Source organism: Pseudomonas sp. TR47 (assembly GCF_044143025.1).
GTDB lineage: Bacteria > Pseudomonadota > Gammaproteobacteria > Pseudomonadales > Pseudomonadaceae > Aquipseudomonas > Aquipseudomonas putida_E.
On record NZ_JBHFCS010000025.1, the window covers coordinates 20,951 to 38,703 of the forward strand.

Annotated in this window: 16 protein-coding genes; 5 read left to right on the top strand and 11 right to left on the bottom strand. The window is 63.0% G+C overall.

From position 1 onward, the window contains the following. Positions 1-26 precede the first annotated feature (26 nt). From ACEWE8_RS21795 to asd, 3 genes are read left to right on the top strand one after another with little or no spacing between them, the layout of a single operon-like run. Positions 27-1,562, top strand: coding sequence for an HDOD domain-containing protein (locus tag ACEWE8_RS21795; protein WP_046788107.1), 1,536 nt, complete (start codon positions 27-29; stop codon positions 1,560-1,562). Between the two features lie 44 nt (positions 1,563-1,606). Then, positions 1,607-2,416 carry a rhodanese-like domain-containing protein gene (locus ACEWE8_RS21800; protein ID WP_046788108.1) on the top strand — a complete coding sequence of 270 codons (810 nt, stop codon included), beginning with the start codon at positions 1,607-1,609 and terminating at the stop codon, positions 2,414-2,416. 9 nt (positions 2,417-2,425) lie between these two features. Then, a complete protein-coding gene (gene asd / locus ACEWE8_RS21805; protein ID WP_046788109.1) occupies positions 2,426-3,289 on the top strand; it encodes an archaetidylserine decarboxylase in 864 nt (287 codons plus the stop codon). A 70-nt stretch (positions 3,290-3,359) separates the two neighbouring features. Here the strand turns inward: asd and serB are convergent, their stop codons facing one another. Next, positions 3,360-4,574 carry a phosphoserine phosphatase SerB gene (serB, locus tag ACEWE8_RS21810; protein ID WP_046788110.1) on the bottom strand — a complete coding sequence of 405 codons (1,215 nt, stop codon included), beginning with the start codon at positions 4,572-4,574 and terminating at the stop codon, positions 3,360-3,362. A 134-nt stretch (positions 4,575-4,708) separates the two neighbouring features. Between serB and ACEWE8_RS21815 the strand changes: the two genes are divergently transcribed. After that, positions 4,709-6,175 (top strand): AhpA/YtjB family protein, encoded by a 1,467-nt coding sequence (locus ACEWE8_RS21815; RefSeq protein WP_367903869.1) that lies wholly within the window; start codon positions 4,709-4,711, stop codon positions 6,173-6,175. Between the two features lie 74 nt (positions 6,176-6,249). Here the strand turns inward: ACEWE8_RS21815 and ACEWE8_RS21820 are convergent, their stop codons facing one another. From ACEWE8_RS21820 to ACEWE8_RS21860, 9 genes are all read right to left on the bottom strand, one after another. Continuing rightward, complete coding sequence (locus ACEWE8_RS21820; protein ID WP_046788112.1) at positions 6,250-6,960, bottom strand: membrane integrity-associated transporter subunit PqiC; 711 nt, start codon at positions 6,958-6,960, stop codon at positions 6,250-6,252. A gap of 175 nt (positions 6,961-7,135) precedes the next feature. Next, positions 7,136-9,394: a DNA topoisomerase IV subunit A gene (gene parC, locus ACEWE8_RS21825; protein WP_046788113.1), complete on the bottom strand. Its 2,259-nt coding sequence runs from the start codon at positions 9,392-9,394 to the stop codon at positions 7,136-7,138. 10 nt (positions 9,395-9,404) lie between these two features. Further along, positions 9,405-9,923, bottom strand: a complete 519-nt coding sequence (locus ACEWE8_RS21830) for a TIGR02281 family clan AA aspartic protease (protein WP_046788114.1) — start codon at positions 9,921-9,923, stop codon at positions 9,405-9,407. Further along, on the bottom strand, positions 9,920-10,906 hold the full coding sequence (locus ACEWE8_RS21835) for an esterase-like activity of phytase family protein (protein WP_046788115.1): 987 nt from the start codon (positions 10,904-10,906) through the stop codon (positions 9,920-9,922). Before ACEWE8_RS21835 ends, ACEWE8_RS21830 begins: the two co-directional genes overlap by 4 nt. Then, positions 10,903-12,807 (bottom strand): DNA topoisomerase IV subunit B, encoded by a 1,905-nt coding sequence (parE, locus tag ACEWE8_RS21840; protein ID WP_046788116.1) that lies wholly within the window; start codon positions 12,805-12,807, stop codon positions 10,903-10,905. Before parE ends, ACEWE8_RS21835 begins: the two co-directional genes overlap by 4 nt. A gap of 35 nt (positions 12,808-12,842) precedes the next feature. Continuing rightward, complete coding sequence (locus ACEWE8_RS21845; protein WP_046788117.1) at positions 12,843-13,451, bottom strand: YqiA/YcfP family alpha/beta fold hydrolase; 609 nt, start codon at positions 13,449-13,451, stop codon at positions 12,843-12,845. Between the two features lie 133 nt (positions 13,452-13,584). Continuing rightward, the gene (gene cpdA, locus ACEWE8_RS21850; protein ID WP_046788118.1) at positions 13,585-14,388 is read right to left on the bottom strand and encodes a 3',5'-cyclic-AMP phosphodiesterase; all 804 of its coding nucleotides are present in this window, start codon (positions 14,386-14,388) and stop codon (positions 13,585-13,587) included. An 84-nt stretch (positions 14,389-14,472) separates the two neighbouring features. Next, positions 14,473-14,925, bottom strand: coding sequence for a DUF1249 domain-containing protein (locus tag ACEWE8_RS21855; RefSeq protein WP_042111790.1), 453 nt, complete (start codon positions 14,923-14,925; stop codon positions 14,473-14,475). Continuing rightward, positions 14,916-15,533 carry an NUDIX domain-containing protein gene (locus tag ACEWE8_RS21860; RefSeq protein WP_012316503.1) on the bottom strand — a complete coding sequence of 206 codons (618 nt, stop codon included), beginning with the start codon at positions 15,531-15,533 and terminating at the stop codon, positions 14,916-14,918. The genes ACEWE8_RS21855 and ACEWE8_RS21860 overlap by 10 nt, the downstream gene beginning before the upstream one ends. A gap of 185 nt (positions 15,534-15,718) precedes the next feature. On the opposite strand from ACEWE8_RS21860, the gene ACEWE8_RS21865 reads away from it, so the two are divergent. Beyond that, the gene (locus ACEWE8_RS21865; protein ID WP_046788119.1) at positions 15,719-16,465 is read left to right on the top strand and encodes an RsiV family protein; all 747 of its coding nucleotides are present in this window, start codon (positions 15,719-15,721) and stop codon (positions 16,463-16,465) included. On the opposite strand, the gene cytX is transcribed toward ACEWE8_RS21865, so the two are convergent. After that, on the bottom strand, positions 16,434-17,717 hold the full coding sequence (cytX, locus tag ACEWE8_RS21870) for a putative hydroxymethylpyrimidine transporter CytX (RefSeq protein WP_046788120.1): 1,284 nt from the start codon (positions 17,715-17,717) through the stop codon (positions 16,434-16,436). The genes ACEWE8_RS21865 and cytX overlap by 32 nt on opposite strands. Positions 17,718-17,753: the final 36 nt, after the last annotated feature.

The following is a 17,753-nucleotide window of genomic DNA, read 5'->3' on the forward strand; positions in this document are numbered from 1 at the left end:
AAAAGCCAGTTCGGACTGATGTCAAAATGCCAATGGAATCCAAGGTGCCCACTCAGAATCCGCGTACGCTAGAGGCCTGGGTAAAGCTGCTCGACGGTATTCGTGTTCCGGTACCGAAGCAGAGTTACGACCGGGTCATGGGCGCTATCAACGATAGCCGCCGTTCGCTTCGCGATATCGCCGAACTGATGCAGGACAGCCCGGCCCTGGTGCTGTCGGTGATGCGCGAGGCCAATCATCCCGCCAACGCCAGCCAGGCAGAACCCGCCGAAAGCCTGGAAATCGCCCTTAACAGGCTGGGCCTGGCGCGCAGCAGGGAATTGCTTACCCGCCTGCCAGCGCTGCCGGACGACGACATACCGCCGGTACTGCGGCAGTTCCTGCTGATCAGCCAGCATGCTTCGCAGCAAGCCAGCGGCCTGTTCGCCAGCCGCCTGGCGCGGCTGTGGCAGGAAATTCACTGGGGTAGCCTGCTGTTCCTCTCGCCCCTATGGCCGATGGCCCTGGCCTACCCCAAGCTGCTCGATGCCTGGGAACTGCGGGTTATCCACAAGGGCGAAGTGGCGCAAGAGGTCGAGCTCGAGCTGTTTGGCGTGCGCATCCTGGCACTGTGCCAAGCCATGGCTGAACACTGGCGCCTGTCGCAATGGGTAACCCAGGGTTACCGCATGCTGCTCGAAGAGCGTGAGCAGCTGGGGCAGATACTGAGCATCGCCCGCGACGAAGACCTGCTCAGCCAACAGCACCGCCTGGACGAGGCGCCGGCACTGAGCCGCTGGTTCAACCAGCCGGCCAATACCGTGCTGCTGGCCAACAACCTGGCCCTGGCGGCACAGGTAGGCTGGGACAACCCGCACCTGCTGCGCTGGCAATTGCTCACCGCGCTGTACCTGCAGACCACACTGGAGGACGTGCAACAGCAAGTTCACCAACAAGCCGCCGCCAGTGCCCGCCGGCACGCCAGGCATGCCTTGTTCCACCCTGCCGAGGCCTTGATCTGGCCCTGGGAACAGCGTCGCCCGCATCCGGACATGCTGACGCCACCACCGCCTTCCAGCGAGGCGCTCGGCCATTGGCGCAAGCTGTGCCAGGAGCTGCTGGCACAGCCCAGCCCGTTCACCAATACCGTGCATCTGGCCACCCAGGCCCGCGAAGCACTGTTGGCCTGCGGCATGCAGCGCATCATGCTGCTGACCCTGGACAAGGCCAGTGATTACCTGCGCGTGCAGCAAACTGCCGGCTTGCCCAAGGAGGCTGCAGCCATCGCCTTGCCTGTCACACAGAGCAAGCTTTTGCAGAAACTGGTCGGGCAGGCCGCGCAGCTGCGCCTGTCACCAGACAACCATGCCCAGTTCGCGGCCCTGCTGCCGGCCCCATTGCGTGCGTTCTTCCGTAGCGAACACCTGTTGCTGCGCTCGCTGGCAGTCAACAACCAGGTACTGATGCTGGCGGTGGCCGACCAAGGCGGCAAACCGCTGGCCGATGTCAGTGTCCAGGCGTTCGGCAAAACCGCGCAATGTATCGAGCGCGCCCTTGCGGTGTTTGCCAACCGCAATGCCTGACCCTTGCGCTACAATCGCCCCTCTTTCCACACTGGAGACCGTGGATGACTGATTTTGCCGGACTACCGCTGGTGATCGAGCCCGCGGACCTGCTTGCGCGCCTGGCTTCCCCCCAGCTGATCCTGGTCGACCTGAGCAGCGCCAACCGCTATGTCAGCGGTCATATCCCGGGCGCCCGCTTCGTCGAAGGCAAGCGCACCCAGCTGGGCATGCCGCCCGCGCCGGGGCTTTTGCCGGCCATTGGCGACCTGGAAAAACTGTTCAGCGAACTCGGCCACCGGGATGATGCGGTCTACGTGGTGTACGACGATGAGGGCGGCGGCTGGGCCGGGCGCTTCATCTGGCTGCTCGACGTCATCGGCCACAAGGCCTGCCATTACCTCAATGGCGGCATCCAGGCCTGGCCGGCGGACAAGCTCTCGACGGAGGCACCCGCGCCCGCCACCGCACCGGTACGCCTGCAATTGCACAGCGAACCGACTGCCACTCGCGAATACCTGCAAAGCCGCCTGGGCGCCGATGACCTGGTGATCTGGGATGCCCGCGCCCCGCAAGAATTCTCTGGTGAAAAGGTCCTGGCAGCCAGGGGTGGCCATATACCCGGCGCGGTCAACTTTGAATGGACGGCCGGCATGGACCTCAACGACCATCTGCGCATCCGCAAGGACATCGCCGAAGTCCTCCAGCAACTGGGCATCACCCCCGACAAGGAGGTGATCACCCATTGCCAGTCCCACCGCCGCTCCGGTTTTACCTACCTGGTGGCCAAAGCCCTCGGCTATCCACGCGTCAAGGCCTATGCCGGCTCGTGGAGCGAATGGGGCAACCACCCGGACACGCCTGTAGAAGTTTAAGGAACCTGCATGAAATCCCGTCTGTTCATCATCAGCCAGTACCTGCTGCCGCACCATCTTCTGTCGCGGCTCGCCGGCTGCGTCGCCGAGTGCCGCTCACGCTGGTTCAAGAATGCCTTCACCGCCTGGTTCGCCAAGCGCTACCAGGTGAACATGAACGAGGCACTGGTCGAAGACCTCACCGCCTACGAGCACTTCAATGCCTTCTTCACCCGTGCCCTCAAGCCGGGTGCACGCCCGCTGGATGAAACCCCGGGGGCAATCCTGTGCCCGGCCGATGGCGCTGTGAGCCAGCTGGGCCCGATCGAGCACGGTCGCATCTTCCAGGCCAAGGGCCACAGCTTCAGCGCTCTGGAGCTGCTCGGCGGCGACCCGGCGCTGGCCGCCCCGTTCATGGGTGGTGAATTCGCTACCATCTACCTGTCACCGAAGGACTACCACCGCGTGCACATGCCGCTGGCCGGTACCCTGCGCGAAATGGTCTATGTGCCAGGTCGCCTGTTCTCGGTTAACCAGACCACCGCAGAAAACGTCCCCGAGCTGTTTGCCCGCAACGAGCGTGTGGTGTGCCTGTTCGACACCGAGCGCGGGCCGATGGCCGTCGTGCTGGTGGGGGCGATGATCGTTGCCTCGATCGAGACCGTGTGGGCCGGCCTGGTCACTCCGCCCAAGCGCGAACTTAAAACCTTCCGCTATGACGAAGGCAGCCGTGCGCCGATCCATCTGGAGAAGGGTGCGGAACTGGGCCGCTTCAAGCTGGGCTCCACGGCTATCGTGCTGTTTGGGCCGGAGCAGGTGAAGTGGGCTGAAACCCTGGGTGCCGGTTCGGCAACGCGCATGGGTGAGCTGTTGGCGGTTCCCGCGCAGGCTTGATTCTGGCAAAAAATGAAAAGGCCCGGCATGACTGAAGTCATGCAGGGCCTTTTTGTCAGCGAGGCTTGTGTCAACCCCGCGCGTCGCGGTCGCGCAGCCCCAGCAGATACAGCACGCCGTCCAGCCCCAGAGTCGAGATGGCCTGCTTGGCCGATTGACGTACCAGTGGCTTGGCGCGGAAGGCGACGCCCAGGCCGGCCAGCGACAGCATCGGCAGGTCGTTGGCACCGTCACCTACAGCAATGGTCTGCTCCAGTTGCAGGCCCTCTTCGCTCGCCAAATGCTGCAGCAGTTCTGCCTTGCGCTGGGCATCGACGATGGGCTCGACGGCCACGCCGGTCACCTTGCCATCGACCACTTCCAGCTCGTTGGCGAACACATAATCGATGCCCAAGCGTGCCTGCACCTGCTTGGCAAAGTAGGTGAAGCCACCCGAAAGGATTGCAGTCTTGTAGCCCATGCGCTTGAGCTCGGCGAACAGGTTCTCGGCACCTTCGGTGAGGCGCAGCGAAGCACCGATCTGGTCCAGCACACCAACATCCAGGCCTTTGAGCAGCGCCATGCGCTCCTTGAAGCTGGCGCGAAAGTCCAGTTCGCCGCGCATTGCACGTTCGGTGATCGCCGCCACCTGCTCGCCGACACCTGCAGCCTTGGCCAGTTCGTCGATGACTTCGGCCTCGATCAGGGTCGAATCCATGTCAAACACGGCCAGGCGGCGGTTGCGACGGAACAGGTCGTCCTTCTGGAAGGCGATGTCGATGTTCAGCGCTTCGGACAATGCAAAGAAGTCGGCGCGCAGCGCCTGGGCATCGCTTGGCTCACCGCGGACGGAAATTTCCAGGGCAGCCTTGCCTTTCTCGCGCTGCGCGCCCAGCGCAACACGTGCAGACAGGCGCTCGATCCGCTCGATGGTCAGGCCATATTGGCTGATGACCGCGCTGACACTCTGCAGTTGCTCCGGGGTGATCTTGCGGCTGAGGACGGTAGCGATATAGCGAGCCTCGCCCTGACCATCGGCCCAGTGCTGGTAATCGGACTCGGAAATCGGCGTGTAGCGGGCCTGCAGATTCAGCTCATGGGCCTTGGACTGCACGCTTTGCAACAGGCTGGTGGCCACTTCGTTGTCCGGTATATCGACCAGAATGCCGAACGACAGGGTGCCGTGCATGACAGCCAGGCCGATGTCGAGAATGTTCACACCGCCCTGGAGCAGGACGCCGGTGATGGCGGCAGTGAGACCCGGGCGGTCCTCACCGGTGATGTTGATCAGAACGATTTCGCGCACAACCTGGCTCCGACTTCGATGAAAAATGCGCATTCTACCGATTTTCCGTGACCATCGGGCGCCAACGATACTTTGCCGACAAAACTCGGGTCGCTATACTGCGCGCACTTTCATGCCATTAAGAGCCGCGCTCTGTGAACCGGCCCACGCCCGTCAAACCAGACAACTTCTTCCTCATGATCTTCCGTGCCCTGCGCCAACGTCGCGTTCCCCTGGCACTGCGCATCGCCAGCACCAACATTTTCTTGGTGGCGCTGGCGCTGGTGATCTATGCCTGCGTGATGGGTCTGCAGTTCAAGCAGGCCATGCACGAGCAGGCTGACGCCCTTGGCCAGAGCCTGACCACCCAGACAGCCACATCGGCGACCGAGCTGCTGGTGTCCAACGACATCCTCAGCCTCAACGTGCTGTTGGGCAACCTGGTGAAGAACCCGCTGGTGGCCCATGCGGCTATATATAGCGTGGATAGCCGCATCCTGGCCGAGGCCGGGCAGCGCCCACGCAACAGCCTGCTGGGTGAGGCCGAAGGCCTGTACCAGACCAAGATCACCTTCCAGGACGTGACCGCCGGGCAACTGCGCATCAGCCTGGACATGAGCCAGTTCCAGCAGCCGATGCTGATCAGCCTGCAGAGCATGGGCATCCTGGCCGCGATCCTGCTGGCCCTGGCGCTGAGCCTGAGCCTGCGCCAAGGCCGCCACATCACCCTGCCGCTGCTGCAACTGCGCGTATGGTTGCGCGACCCGCACCCCTACACCCCGGCAATCGATCGTCAGGATGAGATCGGCGATATTGCCCGCCAGCTGCATGCCCGCCTGGCCCCGCCGCCACCTCCGGAGCCTGAGCCGGATGAGTACGAAGACGAAGACGACTTCGACGACCTGCACGATACCCCTGCGCCGGTCAAAGCCGCGCCACGGGCCAAGGTTGCCGCCCAGGTAGACGACGAAGACGACGATGAAGCCTTTGCCGGCCTGCTGGACCACGAAGAAAGCGCGCCGAAGGCCGCCGTAGTCGACTCCGACGAGCCGCAGAGCACTGCGGTGCTGGCCGTTCAGCTAGGCTCGCAGGAGCAACTGCGCCGGCTGCCACGCACCCGCCTGACCGAGCTGCTGGAACGCTACCGCGACTGCCTGGAGCAGGCCGCGTCGCTGTACGATGGCGAGACCCACACGCTCAACGACGGCAGCACTCTGGTGCTGTTCCACAGCCGCGACTGCGGCGAGGATTACCTGACCAACGCAATCTGCTGCGGCGAGCTGCTGCGCGCCCTCGGCCACGCCCTGCAGATCGAGGTAGCCGACAGCGGCATCACCTTGCAACTGCAACTGGGCCTGGCCTTGGGCGATGACCTGCATGGGCTGGAACAGGTAGACCTGCTGATGACCGAAAAAGCCCAGGACGCCCTGGCTCTTTCCCAGCACAGCCGCAACCTACTGCTGGTGGAGCGGCAGATCAGTGATGACTCGCTGATTCGCCAGCGTGCGCGGATTCGGCCGATTGCCAGCCCTGAAGGCGCCTGCTGTGTCGAGCGCTTGATGGAGCCTTACCCCTCGATGCTGGAGCGACAGTTGGCGCGGATGCACGAGCGCAGGGCCTGATATCGAGCCCCCTGCTCTGACACCCACAAAAAAGCCCGCACATGTGCGGGCTTTTTTGTATCTGGGGGCAAACATCAGAACCGATAAACTTCCATATCGGTCCGGATAGGGGAAGCCATGGGGATCTTCGACTTCTCCGGTGTTTTCTTGACCTGAACCGGTGCTGCAGGCTTCTTGCGCGACTCTTCGGCAATCGCTGGCTGGTTGGCCAAGGGTTTGACTGCAGCGCTCAACTGCTCTGCCAGCTTCTGCAACAACTGCCCCTGAGCCTGCACCTGCGACGACTCGCTGCCTTCGTGCGGCTGCTCGAGGTGAACGATACGGTTGTCGCGCACATTGCCGCGACGGTCCAGCAAACGCCATTGCGCGTCGAGGATGGCCGGCTGGTTCTTGCCCGAGTCCAGGCGGGTGATCGACAGCAATACCTGTACGTCAGGCGAGAAGCCACTGCTGGCCGGCGCCAGAACCACCCGTTGGCTGTCCAGGCGCCAGGCCAGCTGACGCACCAACAGTTGATCGATGTCTGCCGACAGGCTACCGGCCCAACGACCGTCCGTCGCCGAACTCAGGCTGCCATCAGCCTGGCGCTGCAAAAAGGTTTCACGCTGCAGGTAATCGGCAACCGATACCGGGCCGAGCACCACGGCCATGCCCGCACTCTGCGAGGGCTGGCCAGGATCACCGCTGTCGAGCTGATAGAGGGCAACCGGCTGATGCATGCTGCATCCGCTCAGCCCCAGCAGGCCCGTCATCAATAGCGCAAATGGAAGGCGCAGAAATTTCATTCATCCCATCCAGGCGGTCGCCACCAGGCTAACCGCATTGATACTGATATAGATTCAATCGGGCACACGGCCACGCCGGCACCACAAGGGCACTATCATCCGCGAAATGTCGGTCCGACTCCAGCATTTCTGCCTGGAACGGCGCTGAAATTGCCGCCCCAGACATTTCTACCGGTTACGCCGGAACTTCCACCTGCAAACCGTCAACGCGCTGGAACCCGCGCGGCAGCTTGCTACCCCGCCGTCCACGCTCGCCCTTGTAATGCTCAAGGTCGTCCGGCTTCAAAGACAGGGTACGCTTGCCAGCTTGCAATACAAGGGTCGCGCCCTCGGGGATCACCGCCAGATCTGTAACATATTCTTCACGGCTGGCGACCCGATCACCGGGCACACCGATGATCTTGTTGCCCTTGCCTTTGCCCAGTTGTGGCAGGTCAGCGACCTTGAACACCAACAAGCGGCCTTCGGTGGTCACTGCCGCCAGCCAGTCCTGCTCACGGTTGGCCACCGGGCGCGGGCCGATGACCTTGGCACCGTTAGGCAGGCTGAGCAGCCCCTTGCCGGCCTTGTTCTTGGCCTGCAGGTCCTCACCTTTGACCACAAAGCCGTAACCGGCATCCGATGCCACCACGTACAGCGCATCATCGTCCGGCAACAGCACGCACTCGAAGGTAGCCCCCGGCGGCGGCGTCAGGCGACCGGTCAGCGGCTCGCCCTGGCCACGCGCCGATGGCAAGGTATGCGCCGCCACAGAGTAGCTGCGCCCGGTGGAGTCGATGAGCACGGCAAACTGGTTGGAACGCCCCGCCGCTGCAGCCTTGAAGCCATCCCCGGCCTTGTACGACAGGCCGGTTGCATCGATATCGTGGCCTTTGGCGCAACGCACCCAGCCTTTTTCCGACAGCACGACCGTGACTGGCTCCGTCGGCATCAGCTCGTTTTCCGACAGCGCCTTGGCTTCGGCGCGCGCGACGATCGGCGACCGGCGGTCGTCGCCGTAAGTTTCCGCATCCTTGATCAGTTCGCTGCGCACCAGCTTGCGTAGCTTGGCATCGCTGCCGAGCAGGGCCAGCAGCTTGGCCTGCTCCTTGAGCAGTTCGTCCTGCTCACCGCGGATTTTCATCTCCTCCAGACGGGCCAGCTGGCGCAGGCGCGTCTCGAGGATGTAGTCGGCCTGGATTTCGGTGAGGTCGAAACGAGCGATCAATGCCTGCTTGGGATGCTCCTCGGTACGGATGATGTGGATGACTTCATCGAGGTTGAGGAATGCAGTGAGCAAGCCTTCCAACAGGTGCAGGCGCCTCTCGACCTTCTCCAGGCGATGCTGCAGGCGGCGACGAACGGTACCGATACGGTACTGCAGCCACTCCAGGAGCAAGGCACGCAGGTTCTTGAGCTGCGGCCGGCCATCCAGGCCGATGATGTTGACGTTGACCCGATAGCTGCTTTCCAGCTCGGTAGTGGCGAACAGGTGCTGCATCAGTTCATCGGCATCCACCCGATTGGAGCGTGGGATGATCACGATACGGCAGGGGTTTTCATGGTCCGACTCGTCACGCAGGTCAGCGACCATCGGCAGCTTCTTCGCCTGCATCTGCGCGGCGATCTGCTCCAGCACCTTGGCCCCGGAGACCTGGTGCGGCAACGCAGTGACGACAATGTCGCCGTCCTCGACCCGGTATACGGCGCGCATACGGATCGAACCGCGGCCGCTTTCGTAGATCTTGAGGATCTCGGCACGCGGCGTGATGATTTCGGCTTCGGTCGGGTAGTCCGGCCCCTGGATGTGTTCACACAGTTGCTCAAGGGTGGCCTTGGGCTCGTCGAGCAGGCGTACACAGGCACTGGCCACTTCGCGCAGGTTATGTGGCGGCACGTCGGTGGCCATGCCGACGGCAATACCGGTGGTGCCGTTTAGCAGGATGTTCGGCAGCCGTGCCGGCAATACTGCAGGCTCCTGCAGGGTACCGTCGAAGTTGGGCACCCAGTCCACGGTACCCTGGCCCAGCTCACCGAGCAGCACCTCGGAGTAGCGCGACAGGCGCGCTTCGGTGTAACGCATCGCCGCGAACGACTTCGGATCGTCCGGCGCACCCCAGTTACCCTGGCCATCGACCAGCGTGTAGCGGTAGCTGAACGGCTGCGCCATCAGCACCATGGCTTCGTAGCAGGCCGAATCGCCGTGGGGGTGGAATTTACCGAGCACGTCGCCGACGGTACGCGCCGACTTCTTGTGCTTGGCATCGGCATCGAGCCCCAACTCGCTCATGGCATAGACGATGCGTCGTTGCACAGGCTTGAGGCCGTCGCCGATGTGCGGCAAGGCCCGATCCATGATCACGTACATGGAATAGTTGAGGTAGGCCTGTTCGGTGAAGTCAGCCAGCGAACGGCGTTCGACGCCGTCGAGGCTGAGTTCCAGTGAGTCGCTCATGCGGGCCTCGTCATTTCAGGTTCTGGCGCAGCAGCATGGTGCCGCCGCGCTGGGTAAATTCAAGTTGTTTCAGAGCGCTCATGCCGAGCAGCACCGTCTGCCCATCCAGCCCCGGCACCACCAGGGCGCGCACGCCCTGCAGGCGGATGTCCCCCAGTTGCAGGCTGTCCAGACGCGTGCGGTACCCTTCGGTGCGACCGTTGGCGGTGCTGAGGATGACCGGGCTGCCACGTTGCAGGCTCAGGTCACGGGCCAGCGCCTCGGGGATCGCCACGTCGGTGGCCCCGGTATCGAGCATGAAATGCACAGCCTTGCCGTTGATCGCGCCATCTGCCACGAAATGGCCCTGGCCATTACCCAGCAGGCGCACTTCGATGAAGCCTTCGCCGTGCTCGGACTGCACCTGGGTATTGGGGTTGCGCTCGCGCGCCTCCCACTCACCGAAAAAGCGCGTAGCCAGGAACATCGCCGCCGCCCAGGCGACGATCATCAGTACCCTGCCCGCACGCTTGCCCGGTGGCTGGCTCATGGTGTGGCACTCCAACCGCCCTGCGGCGCGGCGAAGCGCCAGACGACCGGCCGGCTTTCACCATCGGCGCGGTCAGCGTTGTTGTTGTCAAGACCGATCCATGCGCCCTTGGTATCGATGACCAGCGCTTCGGCCAGGCCGAACGGCTGATCATAGCGTCGCTCGGGTACCAGAGCATCGGCTGCGAACGACCAGCAGCGCTCGACCTCACCGCTGTCGGCATGGCGTCGGCACACACGGTATGCATTACGTTCGAGGGTGAACAGCTTGCCCTCGAACCAGGCCAGGTCGGCGAAATCACGCGAAAGCGCACGGGCATTGGGCATTTGAGGCGGTTGCATCTCGACCCCGGCTTCACTGAGCAGTACGCAAGTGCGTCCGCACGTCCATACCGACTGCTGGCGCTCTATCTTTACCAAGCCGCGGCGCTCACGCTCGGCCGCAAGCCACAGGCGGTCACCGGCAGGGTTGATCGCCAGGCCTTCGAACAGGGCATTGAAGTTCAGCAGCATGCCAGTGGCCCTGGCCTGGCGCATCATCGCCGGGTCAACCCTGAGCCAGGCAGGCGCGCCTACGACCGGCAGTTGCAGCACGGCCACATGCGCTTCGCTGACCAGGTAGATATTACCGGCCTGATCGCAAGTGATACCTTCGTAATCAAACTGGCCACCACGAATGTACGACACCGCCCAGTTGCGCGACTTCAGCCCCCAAGGCAGCCCGCTCTCCGGCACCGGGGGCGGGGAAAAGGTCAAAGGCTGGGCGCGCCACACCTCATTGTGCTGGTCGAAGCGGTAGATACGGTCATCATCACGGTCTGAAACACCCCACAGCGCACCCCGGCAAAAAGCCAGCCCGGACAGATTGCCGCCGCGCATGCCGTCAATCGGATGCTCGGATGCCAGCTTCAGCTCCGGCCAGTCGGCTGCCAGGCTCGGCAGAGTAACCAGCGTCAATAAAACCGCGACAAACAGACGAATCAAACCAGAACCTCGGCCAGATTGCCTTTGGTCTCCAGCCAGTTCTTGCGATCGCCCGCGCGTTTCTTGGCCAGCAGCATATCCATGATTTCGGTAGTACCCTGCAGGTCATCCAGTGTCAGCTGGACCAGGCGCCGGGTGTTCGGGTCCATGGTGGTTTCGCGCAATTGCGGCGGGTTCATCTCGCCCAGCCCCTTGAAGCGGGTGACCTGTGGCTTGCCACGCTTTTTCTCGGCCACCAGGCGGTCGAGAATGCCGTCGCGTTCAGCCTCGTCGAGGGCGTAGTAGATTTCCTTGCCAAGGTCGATACGGTACAGCGGCGGCATGGCGACATAGACGTGGCCTGCTTCGACCAACGGACGGAAGTGCTGGACGAACAGCGCGCACAGCAGGGTCGCGATGTGCAGGCCGTCGGAGTCGGCGTCGGCGAGGATGCAGATCTTGCCGTAGCGCAATTGCGACAGGTCGGCAGCGCCCGGGTCGACACCGATGGCCACGGCGATGTTGTGCACTTCCTGGCTGGCCAGTACCTCGCCACCGTCCACTTCCCAGGTATTAAGGATTTTGCCGCGCAGCGGCAGGATCGCCTGGAATTCCTTGTCACGAGCCTGCTTGGCAGAGCCACCGGCCGAATCACCCTCGACCAGGAACAGCTCGGCCCGCATTGGGTCCTGGCCTGCGCAGTCGGCCAGCTTGCCCGGCAGCGCAGGGCCCTGAGTGACGCGCTTGCGCTCGACTTTCTTGCTGGCCTTGAGGCGGCGGCCGGCGTTGCTGATGGCCAGTTCCGCCAGTTGCATGCCCAGCTCGGGGTGTGCATTGAGCCACAGGCTGAAGGCATCCTTGACCACGCCCGAAACGAATGCCGCAGCCTCGCGGGACGACAGGCGCTCTTTGGTCTGCCCAGAGAACTGTGGCTCCTGCATTTTCATCGAGAGCACGAAAGTGATGCGTTCCCAGACGTCTTCGGGCGCCAGCTTGACCCCACGCGGCAGCAGGTTGCGGAACTCGCAGAACTCGCGCATGGCATCGAGCAGCCCCTGACGCAGGCCATTGACGTGGGTACCGCCCTGGGCGGTGGGGATCAGGTTGACGTAGCTTTCCTGAACACTGTCACCACCTTCTGGCAGCCACAGCAAGGCCCAGTCCACGGCTTCCTTGTTACCGGCCAGGCTGCCGCAGAAGGGCTCGTCCGGCAGGCGCTGGAACTCGCTGACCGAGTCGACCAGGTAGGAACGCAGGCCATCCTCGTAGTGCCATTCGACCTTCTCGCCGCTGGCCTTGTCCTCGAAGCTGACCAACAGGCCCGGGCACAATACGGCCTTGGCCTTGAGCACGTGCTTGAGGCGGCTGATGGAAAACTTGGGTGAATCGAAATACTTCGGGTCGGGGCTGAAGTACACACTGGTACCGGTGTTGCGCTTGCCGACCGTACCGACCACTTCCAGCTCGCTGGCCTTGAAGCCATCGGCGAAGGTCATCTGGTATTCATTGCCGTCCCGCTTGACGCGCACGCGCACCTGGGTCGAAAGGGCATTGACCACCGAGATGCCGACGCCGTGCAGGCCCCCGGAGAACTGGTAGTTCTTGTTGGAGAACTTGCCGCCGGCGTGCAGCTTGGTGAGGATCAGCTCGACCCCCGATACACCCTCTTCCGGATGGATATCCACCGGCATGCCGCGGCCATCATCGCTGACCTCCAGCGAGTGGTCGGCATGCAGGATGACCTGCACCGAACGGGCGTGGCCAGCCAGGGCTTCGTCGACACTGTTGTCGATGATTTCCTGGGCCAGGTGGTTCGGCCGGCTGGTATCGGTGTACATGCCCGGCCGTTTACGGACCGGGTCAAGGCCCGAGAGGACTTCGATGGCGTCTGCGTTATAGGCGCTAGCGCTGGGATTGGCCATGGGTTCTCGTCGTCAGTCTGGTGAATGCGAAAAAATCAAAATACAGAAAAATCGAGCGCCGCATACTGCCCCCGGGCAACTCCGGCGAAGGCAAGCAGGGCTGGTATCTGTTCGGCAAAACCCTGGTAGCCATGGTCGCCACCGGCCTGGATACGCAACGCGCACGCCCGGTAATAACGCTCGGCGTGACGATAGTCCAGGGTTTCATCGGCGGTCTGCAACCACACTTGATAGCGGCTGGCGTCCGCTGGGGCCGGCACTTCCAGTTCAGCGAGGGCCTGGACATGATCGTGGGTCAGTTCCCAGGTTTCGCCGCTGTAGTGGTTGCGCTGGGTGCCCAGGTAGCCGTCGAACAGTTTGTGCGGGGTGACCGCCGGGTTGATCAGCAGGGCGTTGAGGCCATGGCGCTCGGCCAGATGGGTGGCATAGTAGCCGCCGAGCGAACTGCCGACCAGCAGGGGCGCCCCCAGTTCGGCGATGGCGGCTTCGAGCTGTGCAATGGCCTGGCGCGGGTGATGGTGCAAGGCGGGTACGCGCAACTGGCCTGACAGGCCTAGCTGCTGCATCACAGCCTGGAGCTGACGCGCCTTGGTGGAGAGCGGTGAGCTGTTCAAGCCATGGATATAGAGGATGGAACCCGACATGCTGCCCCCGGAATCTTTGGCTTCGCGCCCGATGGTGGAGGCGCAGGGATGCGCAGTGTAGCGTGTTCGCCGTGTTTTGGCGCTGCGGCGGGTTTTTCGCAACAATTTTTGGGCTGCACGGCGGCCCCTGGTTTCAATAGCCCGGGCTATCAAAATCGAGCTTCACCTCAAAGTCCGTGGCCCGCTGCACCCCGGTCTCCAGCCGCCCGTCGGCATGCAGGCGCAACCACCGGTAACCCGGCTGCTCCTCGCTCACCTTGAAGTCTTCGCTACGAGCGGCGAACTGTATGCAGGTCGATGGCGTGGCCAGCAGGCGCAAACCGCCACGCAGCTCATCCCACTCCTGATGAATATGCCCCCAAAGCAGCGCCTTCACCTGTGGATAACCCTCAAGCCGGCGCAACAATTCGTCAGCATTGCGCAAACCGATCGGTGCGATCCAGGCGCAGCCGATATCCACAGGTTGATGGTGACAGCAGATCAGGCAATGGCGCCCACCTGCCGACAAGAGCGCATCATCGAGCAGCGACAGCTGTGACGGCTCAAGCAGCCCATGGGTCGCACCCTGCACCGCCGAATTGAGCATGATGATACGCCAGGCGCCGATATCGGTTACCGCCTGCACCAGCTCCGGCGCCACCTCGGCCATGACCCTGGCTTCATCATGATTACCCGGCAACCAGCGCGCCGGTACGGCGAAGTCACCCGTCAGATCACGGAACGCCTGATACGAGGCAGCACTGCCATCCTGCGAAAGATCACCGGTGCACAGCAGCAAATCGATACACGGCTGTTCGCGGCGCACCTGGGCGATCACATGGCGCAGGCTGTCGCGCGTGCGCAGCCCCAGCAGCGTGCCCGCAGGGTCAGCGAACAGGTGAGCGTCAGTCAATTGCACCACGCATACGGGTGCCTGAGAGGGGTCTGGGTGCGGCACCGGCCGTCTCCTCGGGGAATTCAGCACGAATTATGGCGGGGGATTGGTTGCGAGCAAATAGTCGAAACCGACCGGCATCACATTTCAGCGCACACTTGCCAGCTCGTGACCACAGGCCAGGCAGTGGCTCAGCCATTCCCCGAGAAACAGATTGAGCTGGGCCTTTTCATCCGGCTGGTGCATGGACTGGTTGGGATACGGGTAGATGCTGCGCAGGCGCCGGGTATGCTCGGCGCTGACCACTTCGGCCATGCGCGCATCGTGGTACACCTGCACCTCCAGGTGGGGCACCGGCAGCCAAGGCAGGCTGTGCTCCTGGCGCACCCGCAGGGTGGTGGTGTAGGGGCAGGCCAGCACCACATCGAGCACCAGCACGCCGAGCATCTGGTCGCCCTGGGTCATGCCGATGCGGCGCGAACTCTGCGTGGTACGCATGTCGGGAAGCAGGCGCATGAGCCGGGCGTAGTTGGCCTCACAGGCTGCCTGCAGCCCGGCCAGATCGACCCGATAACGCTCACGCAGCAGGTTCACTTCCACATACCTCGTACTTCATCTCTGTTGAGCGCCAGCCATTGCAGGCCAATGATCGTCGCCGCATTGCAGATGCGCCCGTCGCGCACGGCCTGCAAGGCATCTTCGAACGACCAGACCCGCACGCGGATATCCTCGCCCTCTTCTTCCAGGCCGTGCAGCCCCCCGGCGCCTTCGCTGCTGCAGCGGCCAAGGAACAGGTGCACGTATTCATCACTGCCGCCGGGCGATGGGAAATAACGGGTCATCGGCCACAGGGCGCTGAAGGTCAGACCGGCTTCTTCTTCGGCTTCACGATGCGCGACCTCTTCAGGCTGTTCGTCCTTGTCGATCAGGCCGGCGACCATCTCGATCAGCCAGGGATTGTCGACTTTATCCAGCGCGCCGACGCGAAACTGCTCGATCAACACCACTTCATCACGCAGTGGATCGTAAGGCAGCACGCAAACGGCATCATGGCGCACGAACAGTTCGCGGCTGATCTCGCGGCCCATGCCCCCGGCAAACAGCTCATGGCGCAGGCGAAGCTTGTCGAGCTTGTAGAAGCCCTGGAAGCAATTGGCCCGTTCGATGATGTCGAAGCCCTTGGGCACTGAATTCAACGCGTCTGACATGGAAATCCTCATTACCTCAAATACTGCTTCGCGCCATCCTACTCTGCACGCCTGCCTGTTTCACCCCTTTCCGGTAACCGTTCGCGCAGTCGGGACAGCGGCTCTTCTCTCTGTTAGCTTAGTGGCGAACTGAAGGCCGCGCAGGCGGTCAAAGGCCGACTTTTCCCTGTATTGCAAGGATCATCATGACACTTGTCAAACTGACTGCCGTGGCTGTGCTGGCCTTGGCCCTCGGTGCCTGCCAGAGCCTGTTCGCGCCGAATTACCGTGCCCCACTGGAGGTAAAGCGCGAGGCCTGGGAGCACGTAAAGCCAGGTTGCAGCGAGAGTGACTGCCCACTGGTGAACATTGACACCATTCACTTCCCGGACCTGCCCAAGCTCGACGGCATCGTCGAAAAACGCCTGCTGCAACTGACCGAAGACAACCAGCATGGCACCGCACCAAGCACTTTGCAGGCGTATGAGCAGCAATACCTGGCCACCGCCGACAAACGCAACAGCAGCTACCTGCAAGCCAAGGTACGTGAACAGCATGACGGGCTGGTGATCATCGAGCTGTCCAGCTACCTCGACAGCGGCGGCGCCCATGGCATGCCAGGCCGGGGCTTCATCAACTATTCGCGCAAGCTGGACAAGGTGCTGGCCCTGCAAGACATGCTGGTCCCGGGCCAGGAAGATACCTTCTGGAAAACGGTAGAAGAATCGCACCGCGCCTGGTTGATCAGCGTGGGCATGGACAAGGATGCCGAGTTCGTCAAAACCTGGCCATTCAAGAAGTCGCCGCACATCGCCCTGACGTACGGCGCAGTGGTGGTCAAATATGAGGTCTATACCATCGCGCCCTACTCCATGGGCCACGTGGAGTTGAAAATCCCCTACCCACGCCTGAACGGCGTGCTCAAGCCCGAACTGTTCCCCGGCCGCGGCTGAGACTCAGTAGCGCATGCAGCCCACCCGCCAGCAACAATGCCGGCAGGGTAGCGCCGAACTCTGGCGCTTGCGCAGCGATGCTGTGATAGGCCACCACACCCACCGCCCAGGCCAGCAGCGCCTGCCAGTGCAAACCATCAATTTGTGCTGGAAGGCGGCGGCGGCGGATCACGAAGTGGTCCGTCAGCACCACACCGAACAGCGGCGCGAACACCGAGCCGATCAGCAGCAGGAAGTTTTCGTACTGGGCAAGCGGCGCCAGCAGGGCAATCAGGGTGCATAGCACACCGATGCCCAACGCCAGGTACTCGACCTTCAGGCGTACCAGCAGACTGGTCGATACCGCAGCCGAGTGGATATCGGCAAAGGCCTTCTCCGACTCGTCCAGCAAAATCAGCAGCAACGGAATACCCAGCCCGGCACCGGCCAGGGCCAGCAGCAGCGCATTGGCCTCACCGCTCGGCGCAAAGGCCAGGGTGTAGGCCACGCCAAGGCTCATCAACCAGGTATTGCCAATGAAGTAACCCAGCACGGTCCCGCCGAACACTCGCTTGGCGCTGCGGGCAAAACGTGAGTAGTCGGCGATCAATGGCAACCAGGACAGCGGCATGGCGATGACGATGTCGAAGCCCACAGCCAGCGACATCGACCCATCTGCGCTGCGCCGCCACAGCTCGCCCAGGTCAGCCTTGGCGAACAGGTTCCAGGTCAGCCACAGGCAAGCGCCCAACAACAGCCAGATCCCCCATTTGCGCAGCACCTTGCGCACGAATGCCAGCGGCCCGCTGACCGCGAGCAGCGTAGCCAGGCCACCGAAGCAGAGGGTCCAGAACATCGGGCTGTTCCATAGACTGCCTTCACCGAAGGTGCGCGCGCCGAGCAGGCTGGCGGCGTCACGCATGACAATGATCTCGAACGCGCCCCAACCGACCAGTTGCAGCAGGTTGAGCAGCGCTGGCAGGCGCACGCCTTGGCTGCCCAGGCTCAGGCGCAGGGTGGCCATGGCGCAAAGGCCCGTATCGCTGCCAATCACGCCTGCCGCCCCAAGCAGCAGCACGCCCACGCCGGTGCCCAGGGCGATGGCCAGCACCGCGCCGGCCAGGCCCAGGCCTGGAGCGAGCATCGCGCCAACCTGCAGGACCATCAGGCCGATACCGAGGGAAAACCAGAGCGAGAACAGGTCGCGACCACCGAACGGGCGTTGGCTGGTGGGGACAGGGTGGTCGGGGGAAAAATGGCTGGGAGTTGTCATTGTTGTTACTCGACAAAAGAAAACAAATCGACACGG